Origin of the sequence: Archangium primigenium (assembly GCF_016904885.1) — a bacterium.
Taxonomy (GTDB): Bacteria; Myxococcota; Myxococcia; order Myxococcales; family Myxococcaceae; genus Cystobacter; species Cystobacter primigenius.
Map to the genome: position 1 here is coordinate 2066653 of NZ_JADWYI010000001.1, position 25894 is coordinate 2092546.

At 70.8% G+C, this 25894-nt stretch carries 17 protein-coding genes; 11 read left to right on the top strand and 6 right to left on the bottom strand.

All coding sequences use genetic code 11. The features are described 5' to 3' along the window. The first annotated feature begins 4 nt into the window (after positions 1-4). Positions 5-1300, top strand: coding sequence for a tetratricopeptide repeat protein (locus I3V78_RS08790; RefSeq protein ID WP_338023503.1), 1296 nt, complete (start codon positions 5-7; stop codon positions 1298-1300). A 14-nt stretch (positions 1301-1314) separates the two neighbouring features. Here the strand turns inward: I3V78_RS08790 and I3V78_RS08795 are convergent, their stop codons facing one another. Beyond that, positions 1315-1932: a DUF4230 domain-containing protein gene (locus I3V78_RS08795; protein WP_204485952.1), complete on the bottom strand. Its 618-nt coding sequence runs from the start codon at positions 1930-1932 to the stop codon at positions 1315-1317. Between the two features lie 41 nt (positions 1933-1973). Between I3V78_RS08795 and I3V78_RS08800 the strand changes: the two genes are divergently transcribed. Next, positions 1974-2585 (top strand): 2OG-Fe(II) oxygenase, encoded by a 612-nt coding sequence (locus I3V78_RS08800; RefSeq protein ID WP_204485955.1) that lies wholly within the window; start codon positions 1974-1976, stop codon positions 2583-2585. A gap of 13 nt (positions 2586-2598) precedes the next feature. On the opposite strand, the gene I3V78_RS08805 is transcribed toward I3V78_RS08800, so the two are convergent. Next, entirely contained in the window at positions 2599-4104 is a 1506-nt protein-coding gene (locus tag I3V78_RS08805; RefSeq protein WP_204485957.1) for a Ppx/GppA phosphatase family protein, read from the bottom strand. Positions 4105-4240: 136 nt separating this feature from the next. Here I3V78_RS08805 and I3V78_RS08810 point away from each other — a divergent pair, with 136 nt between their 5' ends. Continuing rightward, complete coding sequence (locus I3V78_RS08810; protein WP_204485959.1) at positions 4241-4951, top strand: Imm52 family immunity protein; 711 nt, start codon at positions 4241-4243, stop codon at positions 4949-4951. Positions 4952-4954: 3 nt separating this feature from the next. On the opposite strand, the gene I3V78_RS08815 is transcribed toward I3V78_RS08810, so the two are convergent. The 3 genes from I3V78_RS08815 to I3V78_RS08825 all read right to left on the bottom strand — a co-directional run bounded on the left by I3V78_RS08815 (position 4955) and on the right by I3V78_RS08825 (position 10184). After that, positions 4955-6364 carry a family 2B encapsulin nanocompartment shell protein gene (locus I3V78_RS08815; protein ID WP_204485961.1) on the bottom strand — a complete coding sequence of 470 codons (1410 nt, stop codon included), beginning with the start codon at positions 6362-6364 and terminating at the stop codon, positions 4955-4957. A 27-nt stretch (positions 6365-6391) separates the two neighbouring features. Beyond that, on the bottom strand, positions 6392-7807 hold the full coding sequence (locus I3V78_RS08820) for a family 2B encapsulin nanocompartment shell protein (RefSeq protein ID WP_204485964.1): 1416 nt from the start codon (positions 7805-7807) through the stop codon (positions 6392-6394). Between the two features lie 121 nt (positions 7808-7928). Beyond that, positions 7929-10184, bottom strand: a complete 2256-nt coding sequence (locus I3V78_RS08825) for a family 2 encapsulin nanocompartment cargo protein terpene cyclase (protein ID WP_204485966.1) — start codon at positions 10182-10184, stop codon at positions 7929-7931. Between the two features lie 256 nt (positions 10185-10440). On the opposite strand from I3V78_RS08825, the gene I3V78_RS08830 reads away from it, so the two are divergent. From I3V78_RS08830 to I3V78_RS08840, 3 genes are all read left to right on the top strand, one after another. Beyond that, entirely contained in the window at positions 10441-12096 is a 1656-nt protein-coding gene (locus I3V78_RS08830) for a DUF7125 family protein (protein WP_204485968.1), read from the top strand. Beyond that, positions 12093-12455 (top strand): response regulator, encoded by a 363-nt coding sequence (locus I3V78_RS08835; RefSeq protein WP_204485970.1) that lies wholly within the window; start codon positions 12093-12095, stop codon positions 12453-12455. The genes I3V78_RS08830 and I3V78_RS08835 overlap by 4 nt, the downstream gene beginning before the upstream one ends. A gap of 193 nt (positions 12456-12648) precedes the next feature. Continuing rightward, entirely contained in the window at positions 12649-13662 is a 1014-nt protein-coding gene (locus I3V78_RS08840) for a serine/threonine-protein kinase (protein WP_239577466.1), read from the top strand. Between the two features lie 9 nt (positions 13663-13671). Here I3V78_RS08840 and queF read toward each other — a convergent pair whose 3' ends face one another. Continuing rightward, positions 13672-14079 carry a preQ(1) synthase gene (gene queF, locus I3V78_RS08845; protein WP_204485972.1) on the bottom strand — a complete coding sequence of 136 codons (408 nt, stop codon included), beginning with the start codon at positions 14077-14079 and terminating at the stop codon, positions 13672-13674. A 179-nt stretch (positions 14080-14258) separates the two neighbouring features. Between queF and I3V78_RS08850 the strand changes: the two genes are divergently transcribed. The 5 genes from I3V78_RS08850 (at position 14259) to I3V78_RS08870 (ending at position 25781) form a co-directional block, all read left to right on the top strand. Further along, the gene (locus I3V78_RS08850; protein ID WP_204485980.1) at positions 14259-16193 is read left to right on the top strand and encodes an ATP-binding response regulator; all 1935 of its coding nucleotides are present in this window, start codon (positions 14259-14261) and stop codon (positions 16191-16193) included. Between the two features lie 113 nt (positions 16194-16306). Beyond that, positions 16307-20863, top strand: coding sequence for a glutamate synthase large subunit (gene gltB, locus I3V78_RS08855; RefSeq protein ID WP_204485982.1), 4557 nt, complete (start codon positions 16307-16309; stop codon positions 20861-20863). A 3-nt stretch (positions 20864-20866) separates the two neighbouring features. Continuing rightward, positions 20867-22330, top strand: coding sequence for a glutamate synthase subunit beta (locus I3V78_RS08860; RefSeq protein WP_204485984.1), 1464 nt, complete (start codon positions 20867-20869; stop codon positions 22328-22330). Positions 22331-22592: 262 nt separating this feature from the next. Continuing rightward, positions 22593-24107: a ricin-type beta-trefoil lectin domain protein gene (locus I3V78_RS08865; protein ID WP_204485986.1), complete on the top strand. Its 1515-nt coding sequence runs from the start codon at positions 22593-22595 to the stop codon at positions 24105-24107. 141 nt (positions 24108-24248) lie between these two features. Then, entirely contained in the window at positions 24249-25781 is a 1533-nt protein-coding gene (locus I3V78_RS08870) for a ricin-type beta-trefoil lectin domain protein (protein ID WP_204485988.1), read from the top strand. Positions 25782-25894: the final 113 nt, after the last annotated feature.

Below are 25894 nucleotides of genomic sequence, written 5' to 3' on the forward strand. Positions count from 1 at the left end.
CGCCGTGGACTTCCTGGCCCTGGAGCGCATTCGTCGCAAGGTGGAGGCGGGCGAGCCCCTCGTGGACGCCGAATTGGAGCGGCTGCGCGCGGCCGCCCAGGGGGACCCGGGCCCCATGCTCCGGCTCGCCCTGGCGCACGCCTTCATGAACGCGGGCGCCGAGCGCGAGGCCCTGGGGCTCTTGGAGGCCCTGCGGCGCGACTTCCCCCAGGAGGTGCAGGTGCGTCTGGGGCTCGCGCGGGCCCTGCTCGGACTGGAGCGCTCGGGCGAGGCGGAAGGGGCGCTGCGCGAGGCGCTCGCCCTCAACCCGGGAGACCCCGAGGCCCTCAAGGTGCTCGCCGTGCTGGCGCTCCAGCGGGGAGAGCGGGCCCGGGCCCGGGCGCTCGTGGCCGAGGTGCTGGAGAAGGATCCGCTGGATGGCGAGGCGCGCCTGCTCCAGGCGGAGGTGGAGGCGGCGGCCGCGGCGCCCCCGCCCGAGCTGGCGGGGCCCGTGTCCCTCGCGGCGTTCTCCGCCGGGCTGCTGGCCGCGCTGCACCGGGCCGGGGTGGCGTGTCGGCGGCAGGGCCGGCACCTGCTGGTGAAGCTCGCCTCGGGGGAGGTGGCCCGGGTGGAGATGGCGGCGCTCCACGCCGAGTCCCTGGAGGGCGGGCGCTCCCTGGCGGAGGCCGTGGCCGGGTGCGTGGCGCGGCTCCAGGCGCTGGCGGCCCCCGAGGCGGATTCCACGTCGGGCGCCATGTCGGGCGCCATGTCGGGCTCCCTGTCGGGCCCTGGGGCGTTGGAGGCCCGGGTGCGGCCCGTGCTGCGGCCGGCGGCCTTCGTGCACCAGGCCCGGGGCGCGCTGCACCGTCCGGCGGGCGGCGGCCTGGAGGTCTTCTACGTGCTGGAGGACGCGGCCTTCGTGCGCTACCTGCCGGCGTCGGCGCTCGGGGCGGCGGGGCCGTCCGCGGCCCAGGTGGATGCGTGGGCCTGGCGCCACCTGGAGGCCGCGCCCGCGCCCGTGCGGGCCGTGCGGGTGGATGCGGGCCAGGTGGTGCTCGCGCGGGGCGCTGGCGGGCTGTGGGCCGTGGCGGGCGGGGACGGGTACGACGGCGCCCGCCTGCTCACGGAGGCCCAGCGGCGGCGGCTCGAGGCCGAGGTGGGCGCGGGCCCCTGGCGCGTGCACCTGGGCTGGCGGGAGTTCGCGCTGGTGTGCCGGGAGGCGGACGCGGCGGCGGTGGCGGCCCTCGGCGGGCTCGGTCATGCCGGGGAGGGCATTCCCGGCACGTTCCGGCTCGGGGACGGCGGGCTCCTGCCGGGCTGAGGCGCCGCGTCCCGTCACCCCGCGGTGGCGCGCGCGGGCAGCACGTCCACCACGTGCACCTCGCGGAAGCCCAGCGAGAGGAACAGCACGCGCAGCGTGTTCTCCGCCGAGGCCCGCGCCCGGGCCTTGAGCCGCGCATCCCCCTTCACCTCGCGCTCGAAGGCCTCGCGGGCCTTCTCCAGCAGGAGCGTCGTCTGGGCGCTGTCCAGGTTGGAGCCGATGATCTCCGTCTCCCCGGGCTTGAGCTCCACCTTCACCTCGAGCGGGGGCAGGAGCACGTCCACGCGCCGGCCCTGCACGCGCAGCGCGGTGTCGTCCCAGCGCCCGAAGTCGTAGCCCAGGTGCACGTCGGCGAAGACGATGGCGCGGCCCCGGGGCGTGTGCAGGCTGTAGCTCGCCCAGTTGATGACGTCCTTCCACAGCGTGTCCGTGGGCCGGGGCTCCGGGGAGAACTCCACCTTCTTGTAGAGGGAGACGGACAGCGTCTCCAGGCGGGCCACCTCGCGCACGCGGGTGACGAGCGCGGGCGTGTCCGGCAGTGGCTCGGCGGTGGGCCGGGTCCACAGGAAGGCGCCCACGGCGCCGACGACGAGGGCCAGGAGGACGGGCAACATCCGCAGGAGGAGGCGCATGGCTCCGGATTCTAACCGGCTGGGGTAGGGTTCACCGCGCCATGCTCCCGGTGTCCCCGCGAAACGAAGACATCCAATCACTCGGCGAGCGGGGGTGGTTCACCCGTGATCGCCTGCTGGGCGAGCCAGAGGCCCTGGCCCTGCGCGCCGAGGCGCTCGCCCGGGTGGACGCGGGCCGGCTCCGTCCCGCGGGCATTCGCCGGGGCGCGGACCACACCCTGGACACCGCCACCCGGGGCGACCTCATCACCTGGGTGGAGCCTGGAGCGGACGAGCCCGCCTTCGCCCGGATGCACGCGGCTTTCACCCAGCTCGGCGAGGCGCTCTCGGCGGAGGCCTATCTGGGGCTCGGGCGCTTCGATCTCCAGCTCGCCTGTTACCCGGGCCAGGGCGAGCGGTACGCCCGGCACGCGGATGCCTTCCCGGGCCAGTCCAACCGGCGCGTCACGGCCATCTACTACCTCAACCCCGGCTGGGAGCCCGCCCAGGGCGGCGTGTTGCGGCTGTACACCGGGGAGGGCGTGGTGGACGTGGCGCCCCGGCTCGACTCGCTCGTGGTGTTCCTCAGCGAGCGGATCGAGCACGAGGTGCTCGCCGCGCACGCGCCCCGGCTCGCGCTCACCGCCTGGTACTACGGGCGCACGGCGGGGTAGGGCGGCCCGCGGGCTAGCGGCTGACGTGCAAGACCAGCCGCTTGCCGAAGACGCGGCGGAACAGGGCCGTCTCGTGCTCCACCTGCCACAGCTCCAGGTCCACGGGGTGGCGCACCTTGAAGTGCAGGGTGACGGCGTCCCGGCCGTTGGTGGCGCGCAATTCCTTCACGGGCTGGTGGTGGCCGCTGTCCAGGGCGTTGGCCACGCGCAAGAGCGTGGCCAGCTTGCGCACGAGCCGGGCCTCGGCGGTGCTCAGCCCCTGCATGCCCGAGTGGTTGAGCTCGGGGGGGCTGCGCTGGTGGTAGCGCGCCACGCGCGCGACGAGCTCGCGCTCGTGCTCGGTGAGGCCCGGGATGTCGCTGTTGTGGATGAGGTAGTAGGTGTGTTTGTGGTGGCGCTCGTAGCTCACGGCGTTGCCCACGTCGTGCAGGAGCGCCGCCGTCTCCAGGTAGGGCCGGCACGACAGGGGCAGGTTGTGCAGCGCCGCCAGGTCATCGAACAGCGTGAGCGCGAGCAGGGCCACCTGCCGCGCGTGCTTCTCGTCGAAGAACAGGCGCCGGCCCATCACCACGGCCGCGTCCGCCAGCGAGTGATCCTCGCGGTGCTCGTCCTGGCGGTAGAGCAGGTCCACGAGCAGCCCGTCGCGCAGGCCCCGGTTCACGGCGATGATGCTCTCCACGCCCAGGTGCCGGGCCGCGCGCTCGAGGATGGTGGCGCCCGCGACGATGATGTCCGCGCGCCGGGGATCGAAGCGCTTGCGTCTCCGCTCCGGCGTCATCTCCGACAGGGTGTCCACGGCGCTGGTGAGCTGGCGCACGGAGGCGTGCGCGGTGCCCTCGCTCGCGGCGTAGCCCACCACGGCGTTGATGGTGCCCGAGGAGCCCAGGGCCAGGCGCGGCGCGTTGGGCAGCTTCTCCGGGATGGCCTTGCGCAGCTGCTCCTCCACGTAGCTGCGCATGAGCCGCAGCTGCTTGGGCGTCACCTTGCCCGAGGCGTCGAACATCTCGGTGATGCGCACCGAGCCGAGCGCCAGGCTCCACAGCTCCTCGGGCTTCTCCCCGGTGGCGAGCGCCACCTCGGTGGACCCCCCGCCGATGTCCACCAGCAGCGAGCGCGCGTTGGCGGGCTTGCGGTGCAGCACGCCCAGGCAGATGAGCCGCGCCTCCTCCTTGCCGCTCACCACCTCCAGGTTGAGCCCCGCCTCGTCGCGCACCCGCTGGACGATCTCCTGCTGGTTGCGCGCGTCGCGCATGGCGCTGGTGGCCACCGCGCGCACCCGGGCCTTGTGCCGACGGCAGAGCGCCGCGTAGCGCCGCAGCGTGGACAGGAGCCGGTCCGCCGTCTCCTCGGGCATGGCGCCGGTGGCGAACACGCCCTCGCCCGGGCGGATGGGGTCGCGCTCCTGGTGGAGCGTCTCCAGCGCGCCGTCGGCGTCGGGCCGGGCCAGCTCCAGGCGGACGGCGTTCGTGCCCACGTCGATGGCGGCGAGCACGGTCTGGGGAGGAGTGGGGGAGGACATGGCCTCCCTGCTTATCAAAGTTCGGACGGCGCCCGACGCATGAGGTCATCCGCCGTCCCCGTGTCGGGAGCCAGCGTTGGGTGCCGGATACACTTCCCCATGGTGCCCTTGTTACCCATGGGGTATGAAATGGGGGATGGAACGTTTCCAGGCGGGAGCCCACTGGACGGGACGCAAGGAGTCGGCCGAGGACTGCGCGCGGCGCGCCGCGCTGCTCTTCGCGCTGCTCGCCGAGAGCGATCCCGCCTATGGCCGCTGGTTCGAGTACGCCTACTCGCGCAAGAACGCGCTGACGCTGCCCTTCGAGCCCACGCGCGACACCTTCCTGCGCTTCTTCGAGCGCAAGAAGTACCGGCTGGGTCGGGACGCGTTCTATTTCGATGCCTGGACGGGTGAGGAGCACACCGGCCGGGGCGGGCAGCTGCACTTCACCTGTGGCTCGGGCGTGCCCTTCTACGCCAACGGGTGCCTGCTGCACCTGCCGGGCGCGGGGCCCACCGCCGAGCGGGTGCTCACGGTGCCGGTGCTCAAGCGGGTGGTGCACGCGCTGGTGCGCGCCTGGGAGCCGGAGCGGTGTGTGGTGGTCTCCGCCGCGGATCCCGCCTCCAAGCGGCTCGCGGAGCCCGGAGGGGACTGCATCGGCTGGTTCACGTACTTCTCGCGCGCGCGGGGGCGGGTGCCGTCGCTGCCCCGGCCCGTGCGGGTGGAGCCCGTGGGGGAGCTGGGCACGCTCATCACCCTCACTCCCGAGCCCTTCCGGCGAGAGGACGCGGCGCACGGAGCGCTCGCCGCGCTGGTCCGCGAGCGGCTGGAGGCCGGGGGCCTCCTGGCGCCGCTCGCGGGGTGAGACTCAGCGGCCCAACTGGATGTTTTCCAGCACGCCGAGCGCGTCGGGCACCAGCGGCGCCACCGAGTAGTAGGCGCTCACCAGGTACTCGGTGATGGCCTGCTGGGTCGTGTCCATGCGCCGCGCCGACAGGCTGGGCTGGATCTCGTCGGGGATGCCCGTGTTGTGCAGACCGACGACGCCCTGATCCTCCAGGCCCGTGCGCATCACGATGATGGACGTGGTGCGGTCCGGGTGGATGGGGATCTTGTCGCTCGGCAAGAGGGGCACGCCGCGCCAGGCGATGACCTGACGGCCCTGCACCTCGACGCACGTCGGATAGACGCCCTGGCGGTTGCACTCCTGGCTGAACGCCGCGATGGCCCGCGGGTGGGCCAGCAGGAAGCGCGACTTGCGCCGCCGGCTGAGCAGCTCGTCCAGGTCGTCCGGCGTGGGCGGACCCTTGCGCGCCTGGATGCGCTGCTTGAGGTCGGCGTTGTGCAACAGGCCGAACTCCCGGTTGTTGATCATCTCGTGCTCCTGGCGCTCGCGCAGGGCCTCGACGGTCAACCGCAGCTGCTCCGCCACCTGGTTCATCGGATCGTTGAAGAGATCCGCCACCCGGGTGTGAATGCGCAGGACGGTCTGCGCCACGCTCAGCTCGTACTCGCGGGGCCGCAGCTCGTAGTCCACGAACGTGCCCGGCAGGGTGGGCTCGCCGTGGTGGCCCGCGGCCAGCTGGATGGCCGCCTGGCCCGACTTGTCCTGGGGCCGCCGCAGGCGCGCCTTGTACTCCTCGACGTGCACGCCCAGCGCGGGAGACTGCTGGATGAGCAGCTCGAAGGTGCGCTGGGGCAGCATCATCACCGTGCAAGGGGTGAGCGCCTTGACGCTGTAGGACCAGAAGTCGTTGTGCTCCACCACGGACTGGTCGCCGAAGTGGTCGCCATCGCCCAGCACGTCGAGGACGACCTCGTCCCCGTACTTGCCCGTGCCCAGCTTGTTGGCCCGGCCGTGGGCCAGCAGCACCACGTGCTCGGCGGGCTGTCCCTTGCGGACGATGAGATCGCCCGCCTTGAACTGGTGCTGCACGAACTGGTTGGCCAGGCTCGACACCACCAGGTCATCGCCGTCGAAGCCCCGCAGCAGCGGCAGCTTCTGCAGCTCCTGGGGGATGACCTGCACCTTGGCGCCGATGTTGCTGAAGTTCAGCCGGCCGTCTCCCGCCAGGTAGGTCAGGCGGCGGTTGACGCGGAACACGCCACCGGACACCTGCACCCAGGGGAGCATGCGCAGGAGCCAGCGCGGGCTGATGCTCTCCATCTGCGGCTGCGACTTGGTCGTCGTCGTCAGCTGCCGGGCGGCGAGCGTGGACAGGCTGAACTGCCGCCCGTCGGGGGCGCCCCCGTTGCCCGGATTCGTCGGATTCTCCATGAATGGACTCCTCGTGAACGGGGGGGACTAGTCGTTGTGCGAACGGCCGAGCTCGACGCTCTCGAGGATGCCGAGCGCGTCGGGCACGAGCACCGCCGCGGAGAAGTAGGCGGTGACCAGGTAGTTGATGATGGCCTTCTCGTTGATGCCCATGAAGCGCACGTTCATGCTGGGCTCGATCTCGTCCGGGATGCCGGCCTGGTGCAGACCGACCACGCCCTGGTTCTTCTCACCCGCGCGCAGGAGCATGATGGAGCTGGTGCGCGTGTCGCTGATGGGAATCTTGTTGCAGGACACGATCGGGATGCCGCGCCAGGCGGGGATCATGTTGCCGTTGAACTCGATGCTCGTCGGGTAGATGCCCCGGCGGTTGCACTCCTGGCCGAACGCGGCGATGGCGCGCGGGTGGGCGAGGAAGAAGGACGGCTCCTTCCACACGGTGGACAGCAGCTCGTCCATGTCGTCGGGCGTGGGGGGACCGCCGCGCGTGTGGATGCGCTGCTTGAGGTCGGCGTTGTGCAGCAGGCCGAACTCCGGGTTGTTGACGAGCTCGTGCTCCTTGCGCTCCTTGAGCGCCTCGACCGTCAGGCGCAGCTGCTCCTGCGTCTGGTTCATGGGATCGTTGAACAGGTCGGCCACGCGGCTGTGGATCTGCAGCACCGTCTGCGCCACGCTCAGCTCGTACTCGCGCGGGTGCGTGTCGTAGTCCACGAACGTGCCGGGCAGGGTGGGCTCGCCGTGGTGGCCCGCGGCCAGCTCGATGGCGGCCTCGCCCGTGCTGTCCTGCTTCTTGTTCTTCATCCGCGCCTTGAAGCCCTCCACGTGCTTCTGCAGCGACGGGGAGAGGGCCATCACGGACTCGAACGAGGACTGCTGGAGCACCAGGATGGTGCAGGGCGTGGCGGCCTTGTAGGTGTACTGCCAGTAGTCCTGGGACTCGAGCAGCACCTGGTAGCTGTAGTGGTCGCCGTCGGCGAGCACCTCGAGCACACCCTCGTCGCCGTACTTGCCCTTGCCCAGCTTGTTCACCTTGCCGTGGGCGATGAGGAAGATGGCGTCGGCCTCCTGGCCCGCCTGGGTGATGACCTCGCCGGCCTTGTACTCCTTCTGCTCGAAGCGGTTGGCCAGGGCGGAGAGGATCTCCACGTCCTCGTACTCGCGCAGCAGGGGCAGCTCGGTCAGCTCCATGGGGATGACCTGCACCTTGGAGCCGGTGCTCACGAAGCTCACCCGGCCGTCGCCCAGCGTGTAGCTCAGGCGGCGGTTGAGGCGGAAGATGCCGCCGTTGACCTGCACCCACGGCAGCAGCTTGAGCAGCCACCGCGAGGAGATGCCCTGCATCTGCGGCTGCGACTTGGTGGTCGTCGTCAGCTGACGCGCCGCCTGCGTTCCAAGGCTCAGCTGCTGCTTCTCATCACCCGGCTTGCCCACTGGACTGGTCATGACCTACCTGCTCCCTTTCGATATGGAGGAAAAGACACGGAAACGACGGCTGCGGAGAACTGAAAGAGGGACTGCGTGTGCGCGCGTCCGGGGGCCCCCCGCCCACCGGACGCGACGAGGCCTAGGTCTTGCCGCCCGAGAACACGGACGCGAGCCGGGCCGCCGAGGTGCCCAGCCCCTTGGGGACCGAGCGCGGCAGGAACGGCTTGTGGGAGGCGCGCAGCTCGAACTCCTTGTAGCGGTCCACGGCCTGGTGCCACCGGAGCACGCCCGCCATCCACTGCTGCAACTGCTCCACGTAGCGCATCACCCGGGCCTTGCCGTCCTCGTCCAGACCGAAGTCCTCGAGGAGGATGGGCAGCTCCAGCGCGACGATGTGCTGGAACTGCTTCATGCGCGCGGTCATCAGGTTGTTGACGACCTCCACGGCCTCGAGCGAGTCGAGCTGCAGGAAGCGCTCGACGACGAGCACGCCATTGTTGAGCTCGCCCTCGAACTCGATCTCCTTCTGGTAGGAGAAGACGTCGTTGGTGAGGCAGGCGTAGTCGGCGGCCGAGTTCTCCAGCGCGCGCATGGGCCGGGTGCGGAAGATGGCCGCCGGGATGCCGTGGCCGTGGGCCAGGCGCGACAGGCTCATGGTCAGGTCCGAGCCGAACGTCTTGCGACGCATCTCCACGTAGTCGACCGGATCCGGCACGCGGTTCTGCGCCACGTTGGCCAGCTCCCACAACCAGCTGGACGTCATGTCCTGGATGGCGCGGCGGAACTGGTTGCGCGCCTCGGGCTCCATGGGGCCGGCCGTGCGGGCCCAGATGTCCGCGAGGCCCTTCTCCACGGGGTTGAGGGGCACGGTCGTCAGGGTCTTGGGGTCATCCGGCATGAACAGGGACAGCCGGGCGTTGAACACCTTGGCGCCCGCCATGTCGCGCGTGTTGCCATAGAAGGCCGGGAAGTAGTCGTCCGCGTACGTGCCCCACACGAGCCAGCAGGCCGTCAGGTTGAGCTGGGGGCCGGTGGCGTTCGGGTGGATCATCGCGCCGCACAGGGCCACGTCCGCCACGTCGAACTTGTGGTCGTCCCAGATGTAGGCGCCGGTCATGCCCGGCAGGGACACGAGCATGCCCATGTCGCGCGCCCACTCCTTGGAGTGTCGCCGCGCGGCGTCCAGGTTGCCGTTCACCCACGTCTTGTACGGCATGTAGAACTTGGGCAGCTTGAGCGGCCCCACGGCCGAGTAGGGCACGTGGGCGTAGCTGCGCATCCGCATGAGCCCCAGGGCGCCGGGCGTCAGCCGCACGCGCACCGACGACGTCCCCAGGCCCGTGGGCCCGAGCGGGATGTTCAGCTCGGGGCCGGAGCGGTTGCCCTTGTTCATGTACCGGCTCGAGCGCATGTGCCACTCGTGGCCGCCGGACTGCCAGTCCTGCAGGCCCCGGATGTAGAGCATCACGCTGGCCTGCTCCGCGGGGTTCAGGCCGTACTCGGCGAAGAGCGAGGGCAGCTCGGTGAGCGCCGTGTTCTCGAACTGCTGGAGCCGCGAGGTGAGGATGTCGTTGGTGAGCTCGGCGGCGCGGGGCGGATCCACGTCCAGGAAGCGCTCCATCACCAGCACGCAGTTGGACAGCTCGCCCTCCTCCTGGATCTCCCGCTGATAGGAGAAGAGGTCATTGCGCAGGTGCACCGCGTCGGCGAACGTGTCCTTGAGCACCAGCATGGGCCGGGTGGCGGCCACGCGGTCCGGCACCTCGACGAAGACGGCGTGCTCGACGAGGTCCGCGCTCCAGGGCGCGCCACCCACCTTGCGGCGCATCTCGATGTACTCGATGGGGTTGGAGACGCGCTTCTCGCTGATGTTGAGCAGCTCCCAGTTGGACTCCTCGAGCAGGGCCTTGGTGCTCTCGAAGAACCGGCGCCGCCACGCGAGCGACTTGGAGGGCACCGTGCGCGCCCACAGGTCGATCAGCCCGCGCTCCACCGCGTTGGTCGGCTCGGGCGGCGGCGACATGTCCACCGGCATGAACAACGGCAGCCGATCCAGGTACTTCTTGGCGCCCGCGATGTCCCGGGGCCGCTTGTAGACCTCCAGGAAATGGTCATCGAAGTAAAATACCCAGACATACCAGTCCGTGATCAGATCCAGCTCGGGACCGGGCGCCTCGGGATGCGTGTACGCGCACAGGAGCGCATAATCCATGGCATCCAGCTTCGCTTCATCCCAGATCTCGGGCTCGCGCTCGGGCGGATCGATGATGCCCATCTGGCGCGACCAAGCCTTGGTGTGCGCGCGGGCTCCCTCGAGATTGGGATTCAGACGCGCGGGCCACGGGACATAGAAATCGGGCAACTCAAAGGGTTGCTTCGCGTGCGACTTGGACATGCAGGGTCCTCCCCCAACCCACACTCTGCGTACGAGCGTGTGGCACCAGACATCAAATCCCCTGGACCAGGGTACATCACCCGGCCCGTGGATGTTGGGAAATGGATAGATACCACTGAATGCAATGCTGCCACGGGAAAATTTCCGTGAGTGCACTGACATGTCAATGCATCGCTGGCCCCGCTGGCCGGACCCCGCTGCTTGTGGCACACGGCCAGGAGCGGCTCCCGAGTCCGCGCCGCCAAGGGGATGGACGATGAGTAATGCGGAGACACGTGGAGCAGGCGACACGGAGGCGCACGAAGGGCGTGTTACCAGCGGTATTCCCCGGCTCGACTTCATCCTCCAGGGAGGGCTCAAGCAGGGGGGCACCTACGCGCTGATGGGGCCTCCGGGCAGCGGTAAAACCATCCTGGCCAATCAGTTCTGCTTCAACCACATCGCGCGCGATGACGGGCGGTGTGTCTACATGACGCTGCTCATCGAGTCGCACGGGAAGATGCTGCGGCACCTGGAGCAGTTGAGCTTCTTCCGCATGGAGTCGGTGCCCGAGAAGGTCTACTACATCAGCGGCTACCAGAAGGTGCGGGACGAGGGCTTCGCCGGGCTGTTGGAGCTCATCCGGGCCACCCTTCGGGAGCGCCGCGCAACCATCTTCGTCATCGACGGAATGGAGAGCGCCGAGCAGTTCGCTTCCTCGCGTCAGGCCTACGGGGAGTTCATCCACTCGTTGCAGGCCCTCATGAGCCTGTTGGGGTGCACGACCCTGCTGTTGTCCAACGTGCGCGAGCGCACGCACGTGGAGCACACCCTGGTGGACGGGGTGCTGGAGCTGTCCGACCAGCTCATCGGCCCGCGCGCGGTGCGCGAGCTCACGGTGCACAAGTTCCGCGGCAGCAACTACCTGCGCGGCCGTCACGAGGTGGAGATCTCCTCCGCGGGCATCGTCGTGCACCCGCGCACCGAGGTGCAGTTCGCCCACCCGGTGAGCTCCGGACAGGAGATGCGCCACCGCATGGCCTTCGGACTGCCGCGGCTCGACGAGATGCTGGGGGGCGGCCTGCCCTCGGGCTCCACCACGGCGCTCCTGGGCGCGCCGGGCACGGGCAAGACGCTGCTCGGGCTGTCGTTCCTGGTGGAGGGCGCGCGCCGCGGCGAGAAGGGCATGTACTTTGGTTTCTACGAGCCGCCGCCCCGCCTCATCGAGAAGGCCGAGGCGGTGGGCCTGCCCCTGGGGCGCTACGTGCGCGAGGGCGGCATCACGCTCGTCTGGCAGCCGCCGCTCGAGCACTTCATGGACGCGCTCGCCGAGCAGCTCCTGGAGCCCCTGCGGTTGGAGGGGTCCAAGGGGCTGCGGCGCCTGTTCGTCGACGGCGCCGAGGGCTTCCGCGCCGCGGCGGTGTACCAGGAGCGCATGCCGCGCTTCCTGTCGGCGTTGACCAACCAGCTGCGCTCGCTGGACGTCACCACCGTCATGACGGACGAGCTGGAGCTCTTCCAGCCCCAGCTCAACCTGCCCACCGCCGAGCTGGCCAACGTGGTGGAGAGCGTGGTGCTGCTGCGCTACGTGGAGATGCGCTCGCAGATCCGCCGGCTGCTCTCCATCATGAAGATGCGCGAGAGCCGCTACGACACCTCGCTGCGCGAGTTCCGCATCTCCCAGGACGGCATCGACGTGGCCGACTCCTTCCGCTCCGCGGAGTCCATCCTCAGCGGCATGAGCCGCATGCGCGATGACGCCCGGGACCCGGACGACACCGAGCGCGGCGGGGCGTCCGCGGCGCGCTCCAAGAAGGCGCGCGCGGCGAAGAAGACGACGAAGAAGAAGGACGCGCGCCCGAAGCCCACGCGGGGCTCGGGCGGCTCGCGCCGGGGTCCACGGGGCAGCCGCGGGGACGGGGGCGGCCCATGAGCACCGTGCTCGTCGTGGAGGATGAGTTCGACGTGCAGCAGATCGTGGCCGACGTGCTGCGCGACGAGGGCCATCAGGTGTTCGTGTGTGGCACCGGCCGCGAGGCCCTCCAGCACCTGAGCGAGTTCCGGCCGGACGTGGTCCTCATGGACGTGATGCTGCCCATCTTCTCCGGACTGCAGGTGCTGGACGTGATGCGCAAGACGCCCGGCCTGGACGCGATTCCCGTCATCCTCATGAGCGAAACCGAGCCTCGCCATGTCCAGGCGCGCTGGCAGTTCTTCCTCAAGAAGCCCTTCCGGCTGGAGCACCTGTTGGATGCCATCACCCGGGTCATGGGTCCGGTTTCCCTCACGTGAGGGTGGTGAGCGCCAACTTCTACCGCGAGACTGTCCCCGCGAGGGTTCAGGGTGTTGATCCGCGCGGCGCGGTGGGTCGACGCGCCGCGGGCGAGTGGCTAGCCTCGGGCGCGTGCCCTCCACCGACAAGCCCGTCGTCAAACATCGCAAGATAGGCGCCTACCGCGTGCTCGGAGAGCTGGGCCGCGGCGGCATGGCCCAGGTGTACCGGGGCCTCCACGAGATGCTGCAGCGCGAGGTGGCCATCAAGGAGATGCTGGCCGACCCGCTGCGCGACAAGGAGTCCGTGTCGCGCTTCCGCCGGGAGGCGCTCGCGCTCGCGGCCTTCCGCCACCAGAACATCGTCACCCTGTACGATCTGGTGGAGAAGAACGACGTGCTCTTCATGGTGATGGAGTACGTGGACGGCCCCACGCTGCACGAGCTGCTCAAGGAAGGGCCACTGCCGCCCGAGGTGACAGCCGCCGTGGGGGCGCGCATCGCGGATGCGCTGGAGCACGCGCACTTCCGCCGCATCGTCCACCGCGACCTCAAGCCCGCCAACGTGATGATCACCAAGGCGGGGGACGTGAAGCTCATGGACTTCGGCGTGGCCAAGGACTCCACGCTCGAGACGCTCACCGCGCAGGGCATGGCGGTGGGCACGCCCTCGTACATGTCCCCCGAGCAGGTGACGGGCGCGCCGGTGGACGGGCGCACGGACCTGTTCTCGCTCGGGGTGCTGCTCTACGAGGCGCTCACGGGCACGCGCCCCTTCCAGGGCCGCAGCGCGGGCGAGGTGTTCGCGCGCATCCGCGAGGGGGACTACAAGCCCCTGCACAAGGTGGCGCCCCACCTGCCCCGGCCGCTCACGGACGTGGTCAAGCGCGCCCTGAGCGTGCGGCCCGAGGATCGTTTCCCCCACGCCGGCGCGATGCGCCGGGAGCTGGAGGCCTTCCTGGCCGAGCGCGTGACGATGTCCTGCGAGGCCTTCCTGGTGGGCTTTTTGCGGCAGCGCGACCGGCTCACCGAGAGCGAGGCCCTCTTGCACCTCACCCAGCAGGAGCTGGCCGGGGTGGGGCAGCTGGCCCGCGAGACGCCGGGCCCCGCGCGGCCCTGGACGCGCTGGCTCGCCGCGGGGCTCATCGCCACGGGCGGCCTGGGCGCGGGGCTCGTGTCCACCCAGTCCTACTGGGCGGAGCTCGTGCAGCGGCTGACGGTGCGCTGAGCCCCAGGGCTACTTGCGGCGCGCGGGCGCGGCGGCCTTCTTCGCCGCCGGACGGCGCCCGGCCGGCTTCTCGTGGGTGACGGTCACCACGGTGCCGATGCCGCCGCGCACGAAGAAGTCACCCTCCACGGTGAGCTTGCGCGGCTGGATGGCCTTCACGATGTCGTCGGCGATGGTGTTGGTCACCTTCTCGTGGAAGGCGCCCTCGTCGCGGTAGGCCCACATGTAGAGCTTGAGGCTCTTGAGCTCCACGCACAGCTCGTCCGGCACGTAGCGGATGCGGAAGCGCGCGAAGTCGGGCTGGCCCGTCAGCGGGCACAGGCAGGTGAACTCCGGCACATCGAAGGCGATCTCGTAGTCGCGATCCTGCGCGGGGTTGACGAAGGTCTTCAGTTCCTTGGTGGGTTGGGAAGCCATAGCGGGTGTCGTCTAGCACACACCCCGCCGTTTCCAGTCGCCAATGGTGAACGCTCGCCCACCCGACAGGTCCCCTGGCTGTCCGGCCTTCAACGCCCCTGGCCTCGCCGGGGCCGTGGGGCCGCCAACCGCCTTGTGGTCGCGGGGGCGTGGGGCGTATGTGCTGGAGCAGCCCGCCCATGCCTCCACCCGATTTCCAGGACCTGCTCGCATGCGTCCCCCAGGGGATGATGCGGCTTGGTGCGGACTTGAGCGTCACGTGGGTGGAGCCCGACTTCACCGCCAAGACGGGTCTGGCCGTACAGGTGGGCGAGCGCGTGCTGTCCTTCCTGGAGGCCGGGTGGGGACGCGATGCCCTGGAGCGGGCCCTGCGCGAGGGCCGGGGTCACTCCGGCCATGTCATCACCGCGGGCCTCCGGCAGGCGCGGGTCCAGGCGCGTCCCTGTCGCACGGGGGAGGAGCCGGGCACGTGGCTGCTCTTCGAGCCCTCGGGGACGGACAGCGAGGTGACGTTCGCCCAGGCGCTGCAGGAGATCGCCCACGAGGTGAGCGAGACGCTGGACGTGGACAGCGTGTGCAAGGCGGCGGTGGTGGCCGTGGTGCGCTGTGCCCAGGTGCGCCGCGCCGAGGTGTACCTCGCCGAGGAGGGGCAGCCGCCGCGCCGCGTGGCCGTGTCCGACCTGGCCACCGGGGCCGCGGAGCCGCCCGAGATGCACACCGACTCGTTCGCCGCGGCGCTCGCCACGCGCCAGCCGCAGATTGGCGTGGAGCGCGGCGAGGGCGCGGGCGCGCTGTACGCTGCGGTGCCGCTCTTGTCGCAGAAGCGGGCGCTCGGCCTGCTGGTGCTCTACAAGGAGCCCGGTCCGTCCTTCTCCATGCGCGAGCTGGACCTGTGGAGCGCCGCGGCGGGCCAGGTGGCCGTGGCGGTGCAGAACGCGCGGCTGTTGCGCGAGGCGCAGGCGGCCCTTCAGGTGCGCGAGGAGTTCATGTCCATCGCCTCGCACGAGCTCAAGACGCCGCTCACCCCGCTCAAGCTCACGCTCTTCTCCATGGAGCGGCGGCTCGCCCAGGGCCAGCCCGTGGAGCTCTCCAGCGTCATCAAGTCCAAGCGCCAGGTGGAGCGGCTGGCGGGCCTGGTGAACGACTTGCTGGACGTGTCCCGGCTGGAGCTGGGTCGGCTCACCCTGCACCCCGCGCCCCTGGAAGTGGGCCACCTGGTGGCCGAGGTGGTGGACCAGTTCCGCCATGCCTTCGAGCGGCCCTTCTCGCTGTCCGTGCCCCGCGAGCGCGTCTGGGTCCAGGGAGACCGCGACCGGCTGGAGCAGGTGCTCGTCAACCTGCTGGAGAACGCGCACAAGTACAGCCCCGCGGGCGAGCCCATCTGCGTGGAGGTGGCGTCGCGGGACGGGCAGGCCCACATCCACGTGAGCGACCGGGGCATCGGCGTGCCGGCGTCCGACCAGACGCGCCTCTTCCAGCGCTTCTACCGGGCCGCCAACTCGTCCCACCGCCACTTCGGCGGCCTGGGCCTGGGGCTGTTCATCAGCGACTCGATCGCCCGGCTGCACGGGGGCGCGCTGTCCATGACGAGCGCCGAGGGCGAGGGCTCCACCTTCACCCTGCGACTGCCCGCCATGGCCGGGGGCGAGGTGCGGCGGCTGCCCCGCCGGGTGCTGCTGCTGGACGAGGATCCCCACCAGGAGTCCGTGGCCGCGCGGGTGCTCGGCGCCGAGGGCTTCGAGGTGCTCACCGCCCATGACGGCGTGGAGGCGCTGCGCCGGGCCTCGTCGCAGCCGGTGGACCTGGTGCTGCTGTCGTCGAGCGCGCCGCCCACCCACCTGGGCATCTTCCTGGCGGCGTTCGCGGAGCTGCCGCGCGCCCGGCCCATCCCCATCGTCCTGGCCGGCGCGGCGCGGCCCGCCTGGGCCCAGCCCGACTGCGCCCAGTGCGCCCGTCCGTACGACGACGCGGAACTGCTCGCCGCCGTGCGCTCGGTGATGGACCTGGGGGAGGACGGGGAGGACGTCGGCCCGGGTCCGGTCGATGAGACTCCTGGTGTACTCCACGCGCCCACGCCCGTTGCGTCGCGTGCCTCCTCCCGTCTGGTTCCCTAGAGAGCGGCGGAGTTACCAGGCCCCTGGATGTCGTGACTTTCTTACCCTCGTCGGAAGCAACGCGTTAAAGTCGGCGGTTCACGCGTGGTTCATCCGCAGCGAGGGGAGTAGAGATGTCGGAGCAAGGCCCGGGCCGTTATGGACTGTACGAGCCGGACACCGAACACGATGCGTGTGGTGTGGGGTTCGTGGCCCACATCCGGGGTGAAAAATCGCGGAGCATCGTCGAGGACGCCCTGGAGCTGCTCAATCGATTGAGCCACCGGGCCGCGGCGGGCAAGGATCCCGATACCGGGGATGGCGCCGGCATCCTGATGCAATTGCCGCACCGCTTCTTCGAGCGGGAGCGCCTGGGCTTCGCCCTGCCGCCGCGGCACCAGTACGCGGTGGGCATGGTCTTCCTGCCCGCGGACACCGAGGCGCGCATCGCGTGCGAGGCGGCCCTGGAGCAGGTGACGGCGGACGAGGGTCAGCGGGTGCTCGGCTGGCGCGACGTGCCCGTGGAGCCCGGACACCTGGGCAAGCTCGCGAGCGAGGCCGCCCCCGTCATCCGGCAGTTCTTCGTGGCCCGGCGCCGCGTGGTGCCCAGCGCCTTCGAGCGCAAGCTCTTCCGCATCCGCAAGCTGGCCGAGCGCCGCATCCGCGAGCGGGCGTTGGATCCGGACGGCCAGTTCCACGTGGCGAGCTTCTCGGCGGAGACGCTCATCTACAAGGGCCTCTTGCTGCCGCGCCAGCTGCCGCGCTTCTACACGGACCTGCAGCACCCGGACTGCGTGAGCGCCCTGGCGCTCGTGCACTCGCGCTTCTCCACCAACACCTTCCCCACGTGGGAGCTGGCGCAGCCCTTCCGCTACATCGCCCACAACGGGGAAATCAACACGCTGCACGGCAACCGCAACTGGATGAACGCGCGGCGCGGCCTGTTGCAGTCGGCCAAGTTCGGCGGGAGCCTGGAGCCGCTCTTCCCCATCATCGTCCCGGGCAAGAGCGACTCGGCCCAGTTCGACAACATGGTGGAGCTGCTGGCCCTGGGCGGCCGGCCGCTGCCCCACGCCATGATGATGATGATCCCCGAGGCGTGGGAGGGTCACGCGCAGATGAGCGATGACCGGCGCGCCTTCTACGAGTACTCCAGCGCGCTGCTGGAGCCGTGGGACGGGCCCGCCGCCATCGCCTTCACCGACGGGCAGCTCATCGGCGCCACCCTGGACCGCAACGGCCTGCGCCCCGCGCGCTACCTCGTCACCGAGGACGACCGCATCATCCTCGCCTCGGAGACGGGCGTCATCGACGTGCCCGCCGCCCAGGTGCGGCGCAAGGGCCGGCTCACCCCGGGCCGCATGCTGCTCGTGGACACGCGCGAGGGCCGCATCCTGGAGGACGAGGAGGTCAAGCGCGACATCACCACGCGCTGGCCCTACCGCCGCTGGCTCGAGCACAACGTGTCCACCCTGGACGACCTGCCCACGGAGCCCGCGCTCCCGCGGCCCGGGGACGAGGAGCTGTGGCGGCTGCAGCGCGCCTTCGGCTACACGGACGAGGACCTGCGCCTGCTCATCCAGCCCATGGCGGAGAGCGGCAAGGAGCCCGTGGGCTCCATGGGCACGGACACGCCGCTCGCGGTGCTCAGCGACCAGGCGCCCACGCTCTTCAACTACTTCCACCAGCTCTTCGCGCAGGTGACCAATCCGCCCATCGACCCCATCCGCGAGTCGCTGGTGATGACGCTCGCCACGGGGCTGGGCCCCGAGGGCAACACCTTCGAGGAGACGCCGGAGCAGTGCCACCGCCTGTCCCTGCCGGGCCCCATCCTCACCAACGGGCAGCTGGCCACCCTGGCCGCCATCCGCAATGACGGCATCTTCGAGCCGCATCGCCTGAGCCTCGTCTATCCGGTGCACGGGCAGGACGCCGCCCAGGCGCTGGCGACGGCGCTCGAGCAGCTGTGCAACGCGGCGGTGGAGGCGGTGGACGCGGGCGTGAGCGTGCTGGTGCTCAGCGACCGGGGCGTGGACGCGGCCCATGCGCCCATTCCCGCGCTGCTCGCCGTGTCGGCGGTGCACCAGCGGCTCGTGCGCGATGGCATCCGCATGTACACGGGCCTCGTGCTGGAGACGGCCGAGGCGCGCGAGGTGCACCACTTCGCCTGCCTCTTCGGCTACGGCGTGTCCGCGGTCAACCCGTACCTGGCCCTGGACACCCTCGACGCCCTGGTGGAGGCGGGCGAGCTGAAGCTGCCCGTGGACAAGGCGCGGGCCAACTTCGTGCACGCGGTGGAGGAGGGCCTGCTCAAGGTGATGAGCAAGATGGGCATCTCCACGCTCCAGTCCTACCGCGGCGCGCAGCTCTTCGAGATCGTCGGCCTGGAGCGCTCCCTGGTGGAGCGCCACTTCACCGGCACGCCCTCGCGCGTGGAGGGCGTGGGCCTCACCGAGCTGGGCCGCGAGGTGGACGAGCGCCACGCGCGGGGCTTCGGCCCCTCGGCCGAGCACGAGGTGGCGCAGCTGAGCGTGGGCGGCCAGTACCAGTGGCGCCGCCGGGGCGAGACGCACAAGTGGAACCCGGCCACCATCGCCAAGCTGCAGCAGGCCGCGCGCGCCCATGACACGGCCGCGTTCGCCGAGTACTCGCGGCTGGCGGACGACGAGTCGCGCGCGCACTGCAACCTGCGCGGCCTCTTGGAGGTGGTGCCGGACCTCACGCCCGTGCCCCTGGAGCAGGTGGAGTCCGCGGACGCCCTCGTGCGGCGCTTCGTCACGGGCGCCATGTCCTTTGGCTCCATCAGCGCCGAGGCCCACGAGACGCTCGCCATCGCGATGAACCGCATCGGCGGGCGCTCCAACAGCGGCGAGGGCGGCGAGGAGCCCCGGCGCTACGTGCCGGACGAGAACGGCGATTTGCGCAAGAGCGCCATCAAGCAGGTGGCCAGCGCCCGCTTCGGCGTCACCACCGAGTACCTGGTCAACGCCGCCGAATTGCAGATCAAGGTGGCCCAGGGCGCCAAGCCGGGCGAGGGCGGTCAGCTGCCCGGACCCAAGGTGGACGAGCGCATCGCCAAGGTGCGCTGGAGCACCCCCGGGGTGACGCTCATCTCCCCGCCGCCGCACCACGACATCTACTCCATCGAGGACCTGGCGCAGCTCATCTACGACCTGCAGTCCGTCAACCCCACGGCGCGCGTGAGCGTGAAGCTCGTGAGCGAGGTGGGCGTGGGCACGGTGGCCGCGGGCGTGGCCAAGGCGGGCGCGGGCGGCGTGGTCATCTCCGGCTACGAGGGCGGCACGGGCGCCTCGCCCCTGTCCAGCGTCAAGCACGCGGGCCTGCCCTGGGAGCTGGGTCTGGCCGAGGCGCAGCAGGTGCTCGTGCACAACGGCCTGCGCGGGCGCGTGCGCCTTCAGGTGGACGGCGGCCTGCGCACCGCCCAGGACGTGCTCGTCGCCACGCTCCTGGGCGCCGAGGAGTTCGGCATGGCCACCGCGAGCCTCATCGCGCTCGGCTGCATCATGCTGCGCAAGTGCCACCTCAACACCTGCTCGGTGGGCATCGCCACCCAGGACGCGGGGCTGCGCGAGCGCTTCCACGGCAAGCCCGAGCACGTGGTGAACTTCTTCTACATGGTGGCCGAGGACCTGCGCCGCAAGATGGCCGCCATGGGCGCGCGCAAGCTCGACGACCTGGTGGGCCGGGTGGACCTCTTGCGGCAGATTCCCTCGGTGAAGCACTGGAAGGCGAGCCGCGTGGACCTCTCGGGCCTGCTCGCGCCCTCGCGCGCCCCGGAGTCCGAGTCCCGGCGCTGCGAGACGTCCCAGATCAAGGACGTGTCGGACCACCTGGACCACGAGCTCATCCAGCTCGCGCGCGCCACGCTGGACGGCGGGCCGCCCACGCTGCTCGTGCGCCCGGTGAGCAACACCCACCGCGCCGTGGGCGCCATGCTCTCGGGCGACCTCGTGCGCCGCCACGGAGCCCAGGGCCTGCCGGATGGCCGGCTGCGCATCCGCCTCCGGGGCTCGGCGGGTCAGAGCTTCGGCGCGTTCCTCGCCAGCGGCGTGACGCTGGAGCTGGAGGGCGACTCCAACGACTACCTCGGCAAGGGCCTGTCCGGCGGGCGCGTCATCGTCTACCCGCCCCAGGACAGCCGCTTCGTGCCCGAGGAGAACGTGCTCGTGGGCAACACGGTGCTCTACGGCGCCACGGCCGGCGAGGTGTACCTGCGGGGCCTCGCGGGCGAGCGCTTCGCGGTGCGCAACAGCGGCGCCCAGGCGGTGGTGGAGGGCGTGGGCGACCACGGCTGCGAGTACATGACGGGCGGTGTGGTGGTGGTGCTCGGGCCCACCGGGCGCAACTTCGCCGCCGGCATGAGCGGAGGCCTGGCCTTCGTGCTCGACCGCGACCGCTCCTTCCGCGCGCGCTGCAACCTGGAGATGGTGGAGCTGGAGTCGCTGGTGGACGAGTCCGAACTGTGGCTCGTGCACGGGATGATCGAGCGGCACCTGCACCACACCGGCAGTACGCTGGCGCGGCGGGTGCTCGACAACTGGGAGCTGATGGTGCCGCAGTTCGTGAAGGTGATGCCGACCGACTACAAGCGCGTGCTCCAGGCCCGCCGGGCGGCGCGCCGCCCGCCGCCGACCCAGCTGCCGCGCCTGCACGTCGTGGGAGGAGAGTGAGCCATGGGCAAGACGACCGGTTTCCAGGAGTGGGAGCACGTCTCCGCGCCCAAGCGGGACAAGGCCGAGCGGCTCAAGGACTCGCGCGAGTTCTACCTGCCGTTTCCGCCCGAGGAGGCCAAGCGCCAGGCGGGGCGGTGCATGGACTGTGGCGTGCCCTTCTGTCACCAGGGCTGTCCGCTGGGCAATCCCATCCCCGAGTTCAACGACGCCGTCTACCGTGGCCGGTGGAAGGAGGCGTACGTCGCGCTGAGCGGCACGAACAACTTCCCCGAGTTCACCGGCCGCCTGTGCCCCGCGCCTTGCGAGGCGGCGTGCGTGCTCAGCATCGATCAGGATCCGGTGACCATCGAGCACCTGGAGAAGGAGATCATCGAGCGCGCCTTCGCCGAGGGCTGGGTGACGGCCCGGCCTCCGGCGCACCGCACCGGCAAGCGCGTGGCGGTGGTGGGCTCGGGTCCGGCGGGGCTCGCCGCGGCGGCGCAGCTCAACCAGGCCGGCCACCGGGTCACCGTGTTCGAGCGCGATGACCGGCCCGGCGGCCTGCTGCGCCACGGCATCCCCGACTTCAAGCTGGAGAAGTCCGTGCTGGAGCGGCGGCTCAAGCTGATGGAGGCCGAGGGCATCGAGTTCCGCTGCGGCGTGGACGTGGGCCGCGAGCCGACCTACGCCGCGCTGCGCGAGCAGTACGACGCGATTGTGCTGGGCATCGGCGCCCAGCGCGGCCGGGACCTGGACGTGCCCGGGCGGGAGCTGTCCGGCGTGGTCATGGCCATGGACTACCTCACGCACCAGAACCGGGTGCTGGCCGGGCTCACCTCGCTCGAGCCCCGCTTCGACGCGGCCGGCAAGCGCGTGCTCATCCTCGGCGCGGGCGACACGGGCTCGGACTGCCTGGGCACGGCCCTGCGCCAGGGCGCCGCGCACGTGATGCAGGTGTCCTACGCGCCGCCGCCGCCCCAGGTGCGCGCCCTGGAGAACCCCTGGCCCCGCTGGCCCCTCGTCTTCCGCACCTCTTCCAGTCAGGAGGAGGGCGGCCAGCGCGAGTTCGGCCTCGTCACGAAGCGCCTGTCGGGCCGGGACGGCCGCCTGGAGGCGGTGCACACGGTGAAGGTGGAGGTGCGGCCCGACGCCGAGGGCAAGCCCCGGCTGGTGGAGATTCCCGGCTCGGAGAGCGCCCTCGAGGTGGACCTCCTGGTGCTCGCCATCGGCTTCGCGGGACCGGACACCCGGGTGCTCGCCGAGCAGCTCGGGGTGAAGCTCTCGCCCCGGGGCAACGTGCACGTGGACGCGCACTTCGCCACCTCCGTGCCCGGCGTGTATTGCGCGGGGGACGCCCACCGCGGCGCGAGCCTCATCGTCTGGGCCTTCGCCGACGGCCGCGAGGCGGCCCGCTCCGTCGACGCCTACCTCGCCCAGGGCGACTCGGCGCTGCCCACCCGCGGCAAGGACTACGCCATCGGCTGAGCCCCGCTCCGCCCCCTCACTCCCGCGCGGTTCCCCCAACGGGCCCGGTCGTTTCGGGCCCGTTGTCGTTGCGGGCACCAAGTGATTGAAAGTTTACAGGCTTATTGGGATTTGAGAGTTTTGCCCGAATTCCTTTGACTACGGGATAAGAATTAGGAGAAATGCTGAATCGTGGAAGCCCGGCGCCCGACCTGTACGCGTCCGGCTTCCTCCACGACGAAGCAGAGGTTCCTCCTCCTCCCCCCAAGCAAGGGAATGTCCGATGACGCGTAAGCTCCCCGCTCTCACCGCCCTCACCGCCCTGTTCGCCGGCATGTCCGCCCTGGCGGCCCCCGTCCCCGCCGTGGTCCCCATGTCCGTGCCGGAGGCCTCGCCCGAGGTGCTCTCCGCGATGCAGCGCGACCTGGGGCTCAGCCCCGCGCAGTCCATGCGCCGCATGGCGGTGGAGGCGCTCGCGGCGCACACCGAGCAGCGCCTGGCGGCGGAGCTGGGGGACACGTTCGGTGGCGCGTGGATGAACGAGGACGGGAGCGCCCTCATCGTGGCCGTCACCGACGAGTCCAGCATGCGTCAGGTGCTGCGCCAGGGCGCCGAGCCCAAGCTCGTGACGCGCTCGCTGGCCCAGCTGGAGCGGATGCGCACCGTGCTGGACCGCAACGCCGAGCGCGCGCCCCGCGGCATCTTCGCCTGGAGCGTGGACGTGCGGACCAACAGCGTGGTGGTGACGGCGCTGGACGAGGCGCTCGCCAAGGGCTTCATCGCCGACAGCGGCGCGGACGTGGAGGGCCTGCGCGTGGAGGTGTCGCGCGAGGAGTACCGCCCCCTGTACGACATCCGTGGCGGTGACGCGTACTACCCGGGCAACGCGCGCTGCTCCATCGGCTTCGCGGTGAACGGCGGCTTCGTGACCGCGGGCCACTGTGGCGGCGTGGGCACCAACACCACCGGCAGCGGCGTGGCGCAGGGCACCGTGCGCGGCTCCACCTTCCCCGGCAAGGACCAGGCCTGGGTGCAGACCAACGGCTCGTGGGTGGCCCAGCCCTGGGTGAACAACTACGCGGGCGGCGTGGCCAATGTCGCCGGCTCCAACGAGGCCACGGTGGGCAGCTCCGTCTGTCGCTCGGGCTCCACGACGGGCTGGCGCTGTGGAACCATCCAGGCGCGCGGCGCGACCATCAACTACGCGAACGGCCCGGTGTACGGCGCCGTGCAGACCAACGCCTGCGCCGAGGGCGGTGACTCGGGTGGCTCGTGGATCTCCGGTGACCAGGCCCAGGGCGTGACCTCGGGCGGCTCGGGCAACTGCTCCACCGGCGGCACCACCTTCTTCTTCCCGCTCAAGCCCATCCTCCAGGAGTACGGCCTGACGCTGAAGACCTCGGGCGGCGGCAGCACGGGCGGCAAGGCCATCCGCTCGCGGCTGAACAACAAGTGCATCGACATCCCCAACTCGAACACGAACGACGGCACGCAGCTGCAGATGTGGGACTGCAACGGCACGGGCGCGCAGAGCTGGCAGTGGTACTCGGATGGCTCGGTCCGCGCGCTGGGCAAGTGCATGGACGTGGCCTGGGGCTCGGTGGACGCGGGCGCCATCATCCAGATCGCCAACTGCAGCGGCAACCCGGCCCAGAAGTTCATCCTCAGCGGCGCGGGGGACCTGGTGAACCCCCAGGCCAACAAGTGCGTGGACATCGTGGACCACAACCAGAACAGCGGCGCCAAGCTCATCCAGTGGACCTGCACCGGCGCCAACAACCAGAAGTGGTACCAGTAGGCCGTCGCTCCCTGGGAGGGGCTTCCCTCCCAGCGCGGTGGTGACGTCCCCTCTCGTCGTTGAACGCGCGCGCGGGGTGAGCCCCCGGGTTCCCCCGCCGCGTGCCGCCTCCCAACCCCAGACTTCAGAAGGAAACACCCGATGAACCGCATGTTCCGCACGTTCTCCACCCTGACGGCGCTGTGCACCGGCGTCGTGGGGATGTCCGCCCTGGCCTCCCCCGTGCCCGCCGCCGTTCCCCTGTCCGTGCCGGAGACCGCTCCGGAGGTGCTCGCCGCGATGCAGCGCGACCTGGGGCTCACCCCCGAGCAGTCCCTGCGCCGCATGGCGGTGGAGACGCTCGCGGCGCACACCGAGAAGCGCCTGGCGGCGGAGCTGGGCGACACGTTCGCCGGCGCGTGGATGAACGAGGAGGGCACGGCCCTCATCGTGGCCGTCACCGACGAGGCGGGCATGCCCCAGGTGCTGCGCGCGGGCGCCGAGCCCAAGCTCGTGCCGCGCACCCTGGCCCAGCTCAACCGGGTGCAGTCGGCCCTGGATCAGCGCGCCACGCGCGCCCCCCGCGGCGTGGGCGGCTGGTACGTGGACGTGAAGACCAACACCGTGGTCGTCTTCGCCGAGGACCCGTCGCTCGCCAAGGCGTTCATCGCCGACAGCGGCCTGGGCGAGGAGGCCTCGGTGCGCGTGGAGCACGCCGCGGGCGAGCCCCGGACGGTGTACGACATCCGCGGGGGTGACGCGTACGGCACGGGCAACGCGCGCTGCTCCATCGGCTTCTCGGTGAATGGCGGCTTCGTGACCGCGGGCCACTGCGGCGGCGTGGGCACGGCCACCAACGGCAGCGGCGTGGCCCAGGGCACCGTGCGCGGCTCCACCTTCCCGACCAACGACTGGGCCTGGGTGCAGACCAACGGCTCGTGGGTCTCCACGCCCTACGTGTACAACTACTCCAACGGCCTGGTGCCCGTGCACGGCTCCAACGAGGCCGCGGTGGGCGCGAGCCTCTGCCGCTCGGGCTCCACGACGGGCTGGCGCTGTGGCGTGCTCGAGGCCAAGAACATCACGGTGAACTACTCCAACGGCCCCGTCTACGGCATGACCCAGACGACGGCCTGCGCCGAGCCGGGTGACTCCGGTGGCTCGTTCATCGCCGGCAACCAGGCCCAGGGCGTCACCTCGGGCACCACGGGCAACTGCGGCAACTCGGCCACGCGCTCGTTCTACCAGCCCCTCAACCCCATCCTGAGCCAGTTCGGCCTGGCGCTCACCACCACGAGCGGTGGCGGCAGCACGGGCGGCAAGGCGATCAAGTCGCGGCTGAACAACAAGTGCATCGACATCCCGAACTCGAACACGAACGACGGCACGCAGCTGCAGATGTGGGACTGCAACGGCACGGGCGCGCAGAGCTGGCAGTGGTACTCGGATGGTTCGGTCCGCGCGCTGGGCAAGTGCATGGACGTGGCCTGGGGCGCGGTCACCAACGGCGCCATCATCCAGATCGCCAACTGCAGCGGCAACCCGGCCCAGAAGTTCATCCTCAGCGGCGCGGGGGACCTGGTGAACCCCCAGGCCAACAAGTGCGTGGACATCGTGAACATCAACAGCAGCAGCGGCGCCAAGCTCCACCAGTGGGAGTGCAACGGGGCCAACAACCAGAAGTGGTACCAGTAGGCGCGCCCGACCCGTCCGGGTCGTGAGCCCAGGGGCCTCCTGTCCATCGGACGGGAGGCCCCGTGCGTTTTCGGCGCCCTGGACGCGGGGTCCGGGTGCCTCGGGGGTGGGAC

Excerpts from the sequence above, each read along its gene's own strand:
- I3V78_RS08795 (WP_204485952.1), bottom strand. The coding sequence starts at position 1,932 with ATGCGCCTCCTCCTGCGGATGTTGCCCGTCCTCCTGGCCCTCGTCGTC.
- I3V78_RS08800 (WP_204485955.1), top strand. The coding sequence starts at position 1,974 with ATGCTCCCGGTGTCCCCGCGAAACGAAGACATCCAATCACTCGGCGAG.
- I3V78_RS08805 (WP_204485957.1), bottom strand. The coding sequence starts at position 4,104 with ATGTCCTCCCCCACTCCTCCCCAGACCGTGCTCGCCGCCATCGACGTG.
- I3V78_RS08810 (WP_204485959.1), top strand. The coding sequence starts at position 4,241 with ATGGAACGTTTCCAGGCGGGAGCCCACTGGACGGGACGCAAGGAGTCG.
- I3V78_RS08815 (WP_204485961.1), bottom strand. The coding sequence starts at position 6,364 with ATGGAGAATCCGACGAATCCGGGCAACGGGGGCGCCCCCGACGGGCGG.
- I3V78_RS08820 (WP_204485964.1), bottom strand. The coding sequence starts at position 7,807 with ATGACCAGTCCAGTGGGCAAGCCGGGTGATGAGAAGCAGCAGCTGAGC.
- I3V78_RS08825 (WP_204485966.1), bottom strand. The coding sequence starts at position 10,184 with ATGTCCAAGTCGCACGCGAAGCAACCCTTTGAGTTGCCCGATTTCTAT.
- I3V78_RS08830 (WP_204485968.1), top strand. The coding sequence starts at position 10,441 with ATGAGTAATGCGGAGACACGTGGAGCAGGCGACACGGAGGCGCACGAA.
- I3V78_RS08835 (WP_204485970.1), top strand. The coding sequence starts at position 12,093 with ATGAGCACCGTGCTCGTCGTGGAGGATGAGTTCGACGTGCAGCAGATC.
- I3V78_RS08840 (WP_239577466.1), top strand. The coding sequence starts at position 12,649 with ATGGCCCAGGTGTACCGGGGCCTCCACGAGATGCTGCAGCGCGAGGTG.
- queF (WP_204485972.1), bottom strand. The coding sequence starts at position 14,079 with ATGGCTTCCCAACCCACCAAGGAACTGAAGACCTTCGTCAACCCCGCG.
- I3V78_RS08850 (WP_204485980.1), top strand. The coding sequence starts at position 14,259 with ATGCCTCCACCCGATTTCCAGGACCTGCTCGCATGCGTCCCCCAGGGG.
- gltB (WP_204485982.1), top strand. The coding sequence starts at position 16,307 with ATGTCGGAGCAAGGCCCGGGCCGTTATGGACTGTACGAGCCGGACACC.
- I3V78_RS08860 (WP_204485984.1), top strand. The coding sequence starts at position 20,867 with ATGGGCAAGACGACCGGTTTCCAGGAGTGGGAGCACGTCTCCGCGCCC.
- I3V78_RS08865 (WP_204485986.1), top strand. The coding sequence starts at position 22,593 with ATGACGCGTAAGCTCCCCGCTCTCACCGCCCTCACCGCCCTGTTCGCC.
- I3V78_RS08870 (WP_204485988.1), top strand. The coding sequence starts at position 24,249 with ATGAACCGCATGTTCCGCACGTTCTCCACCCTGACGGCGCTGTGCACC.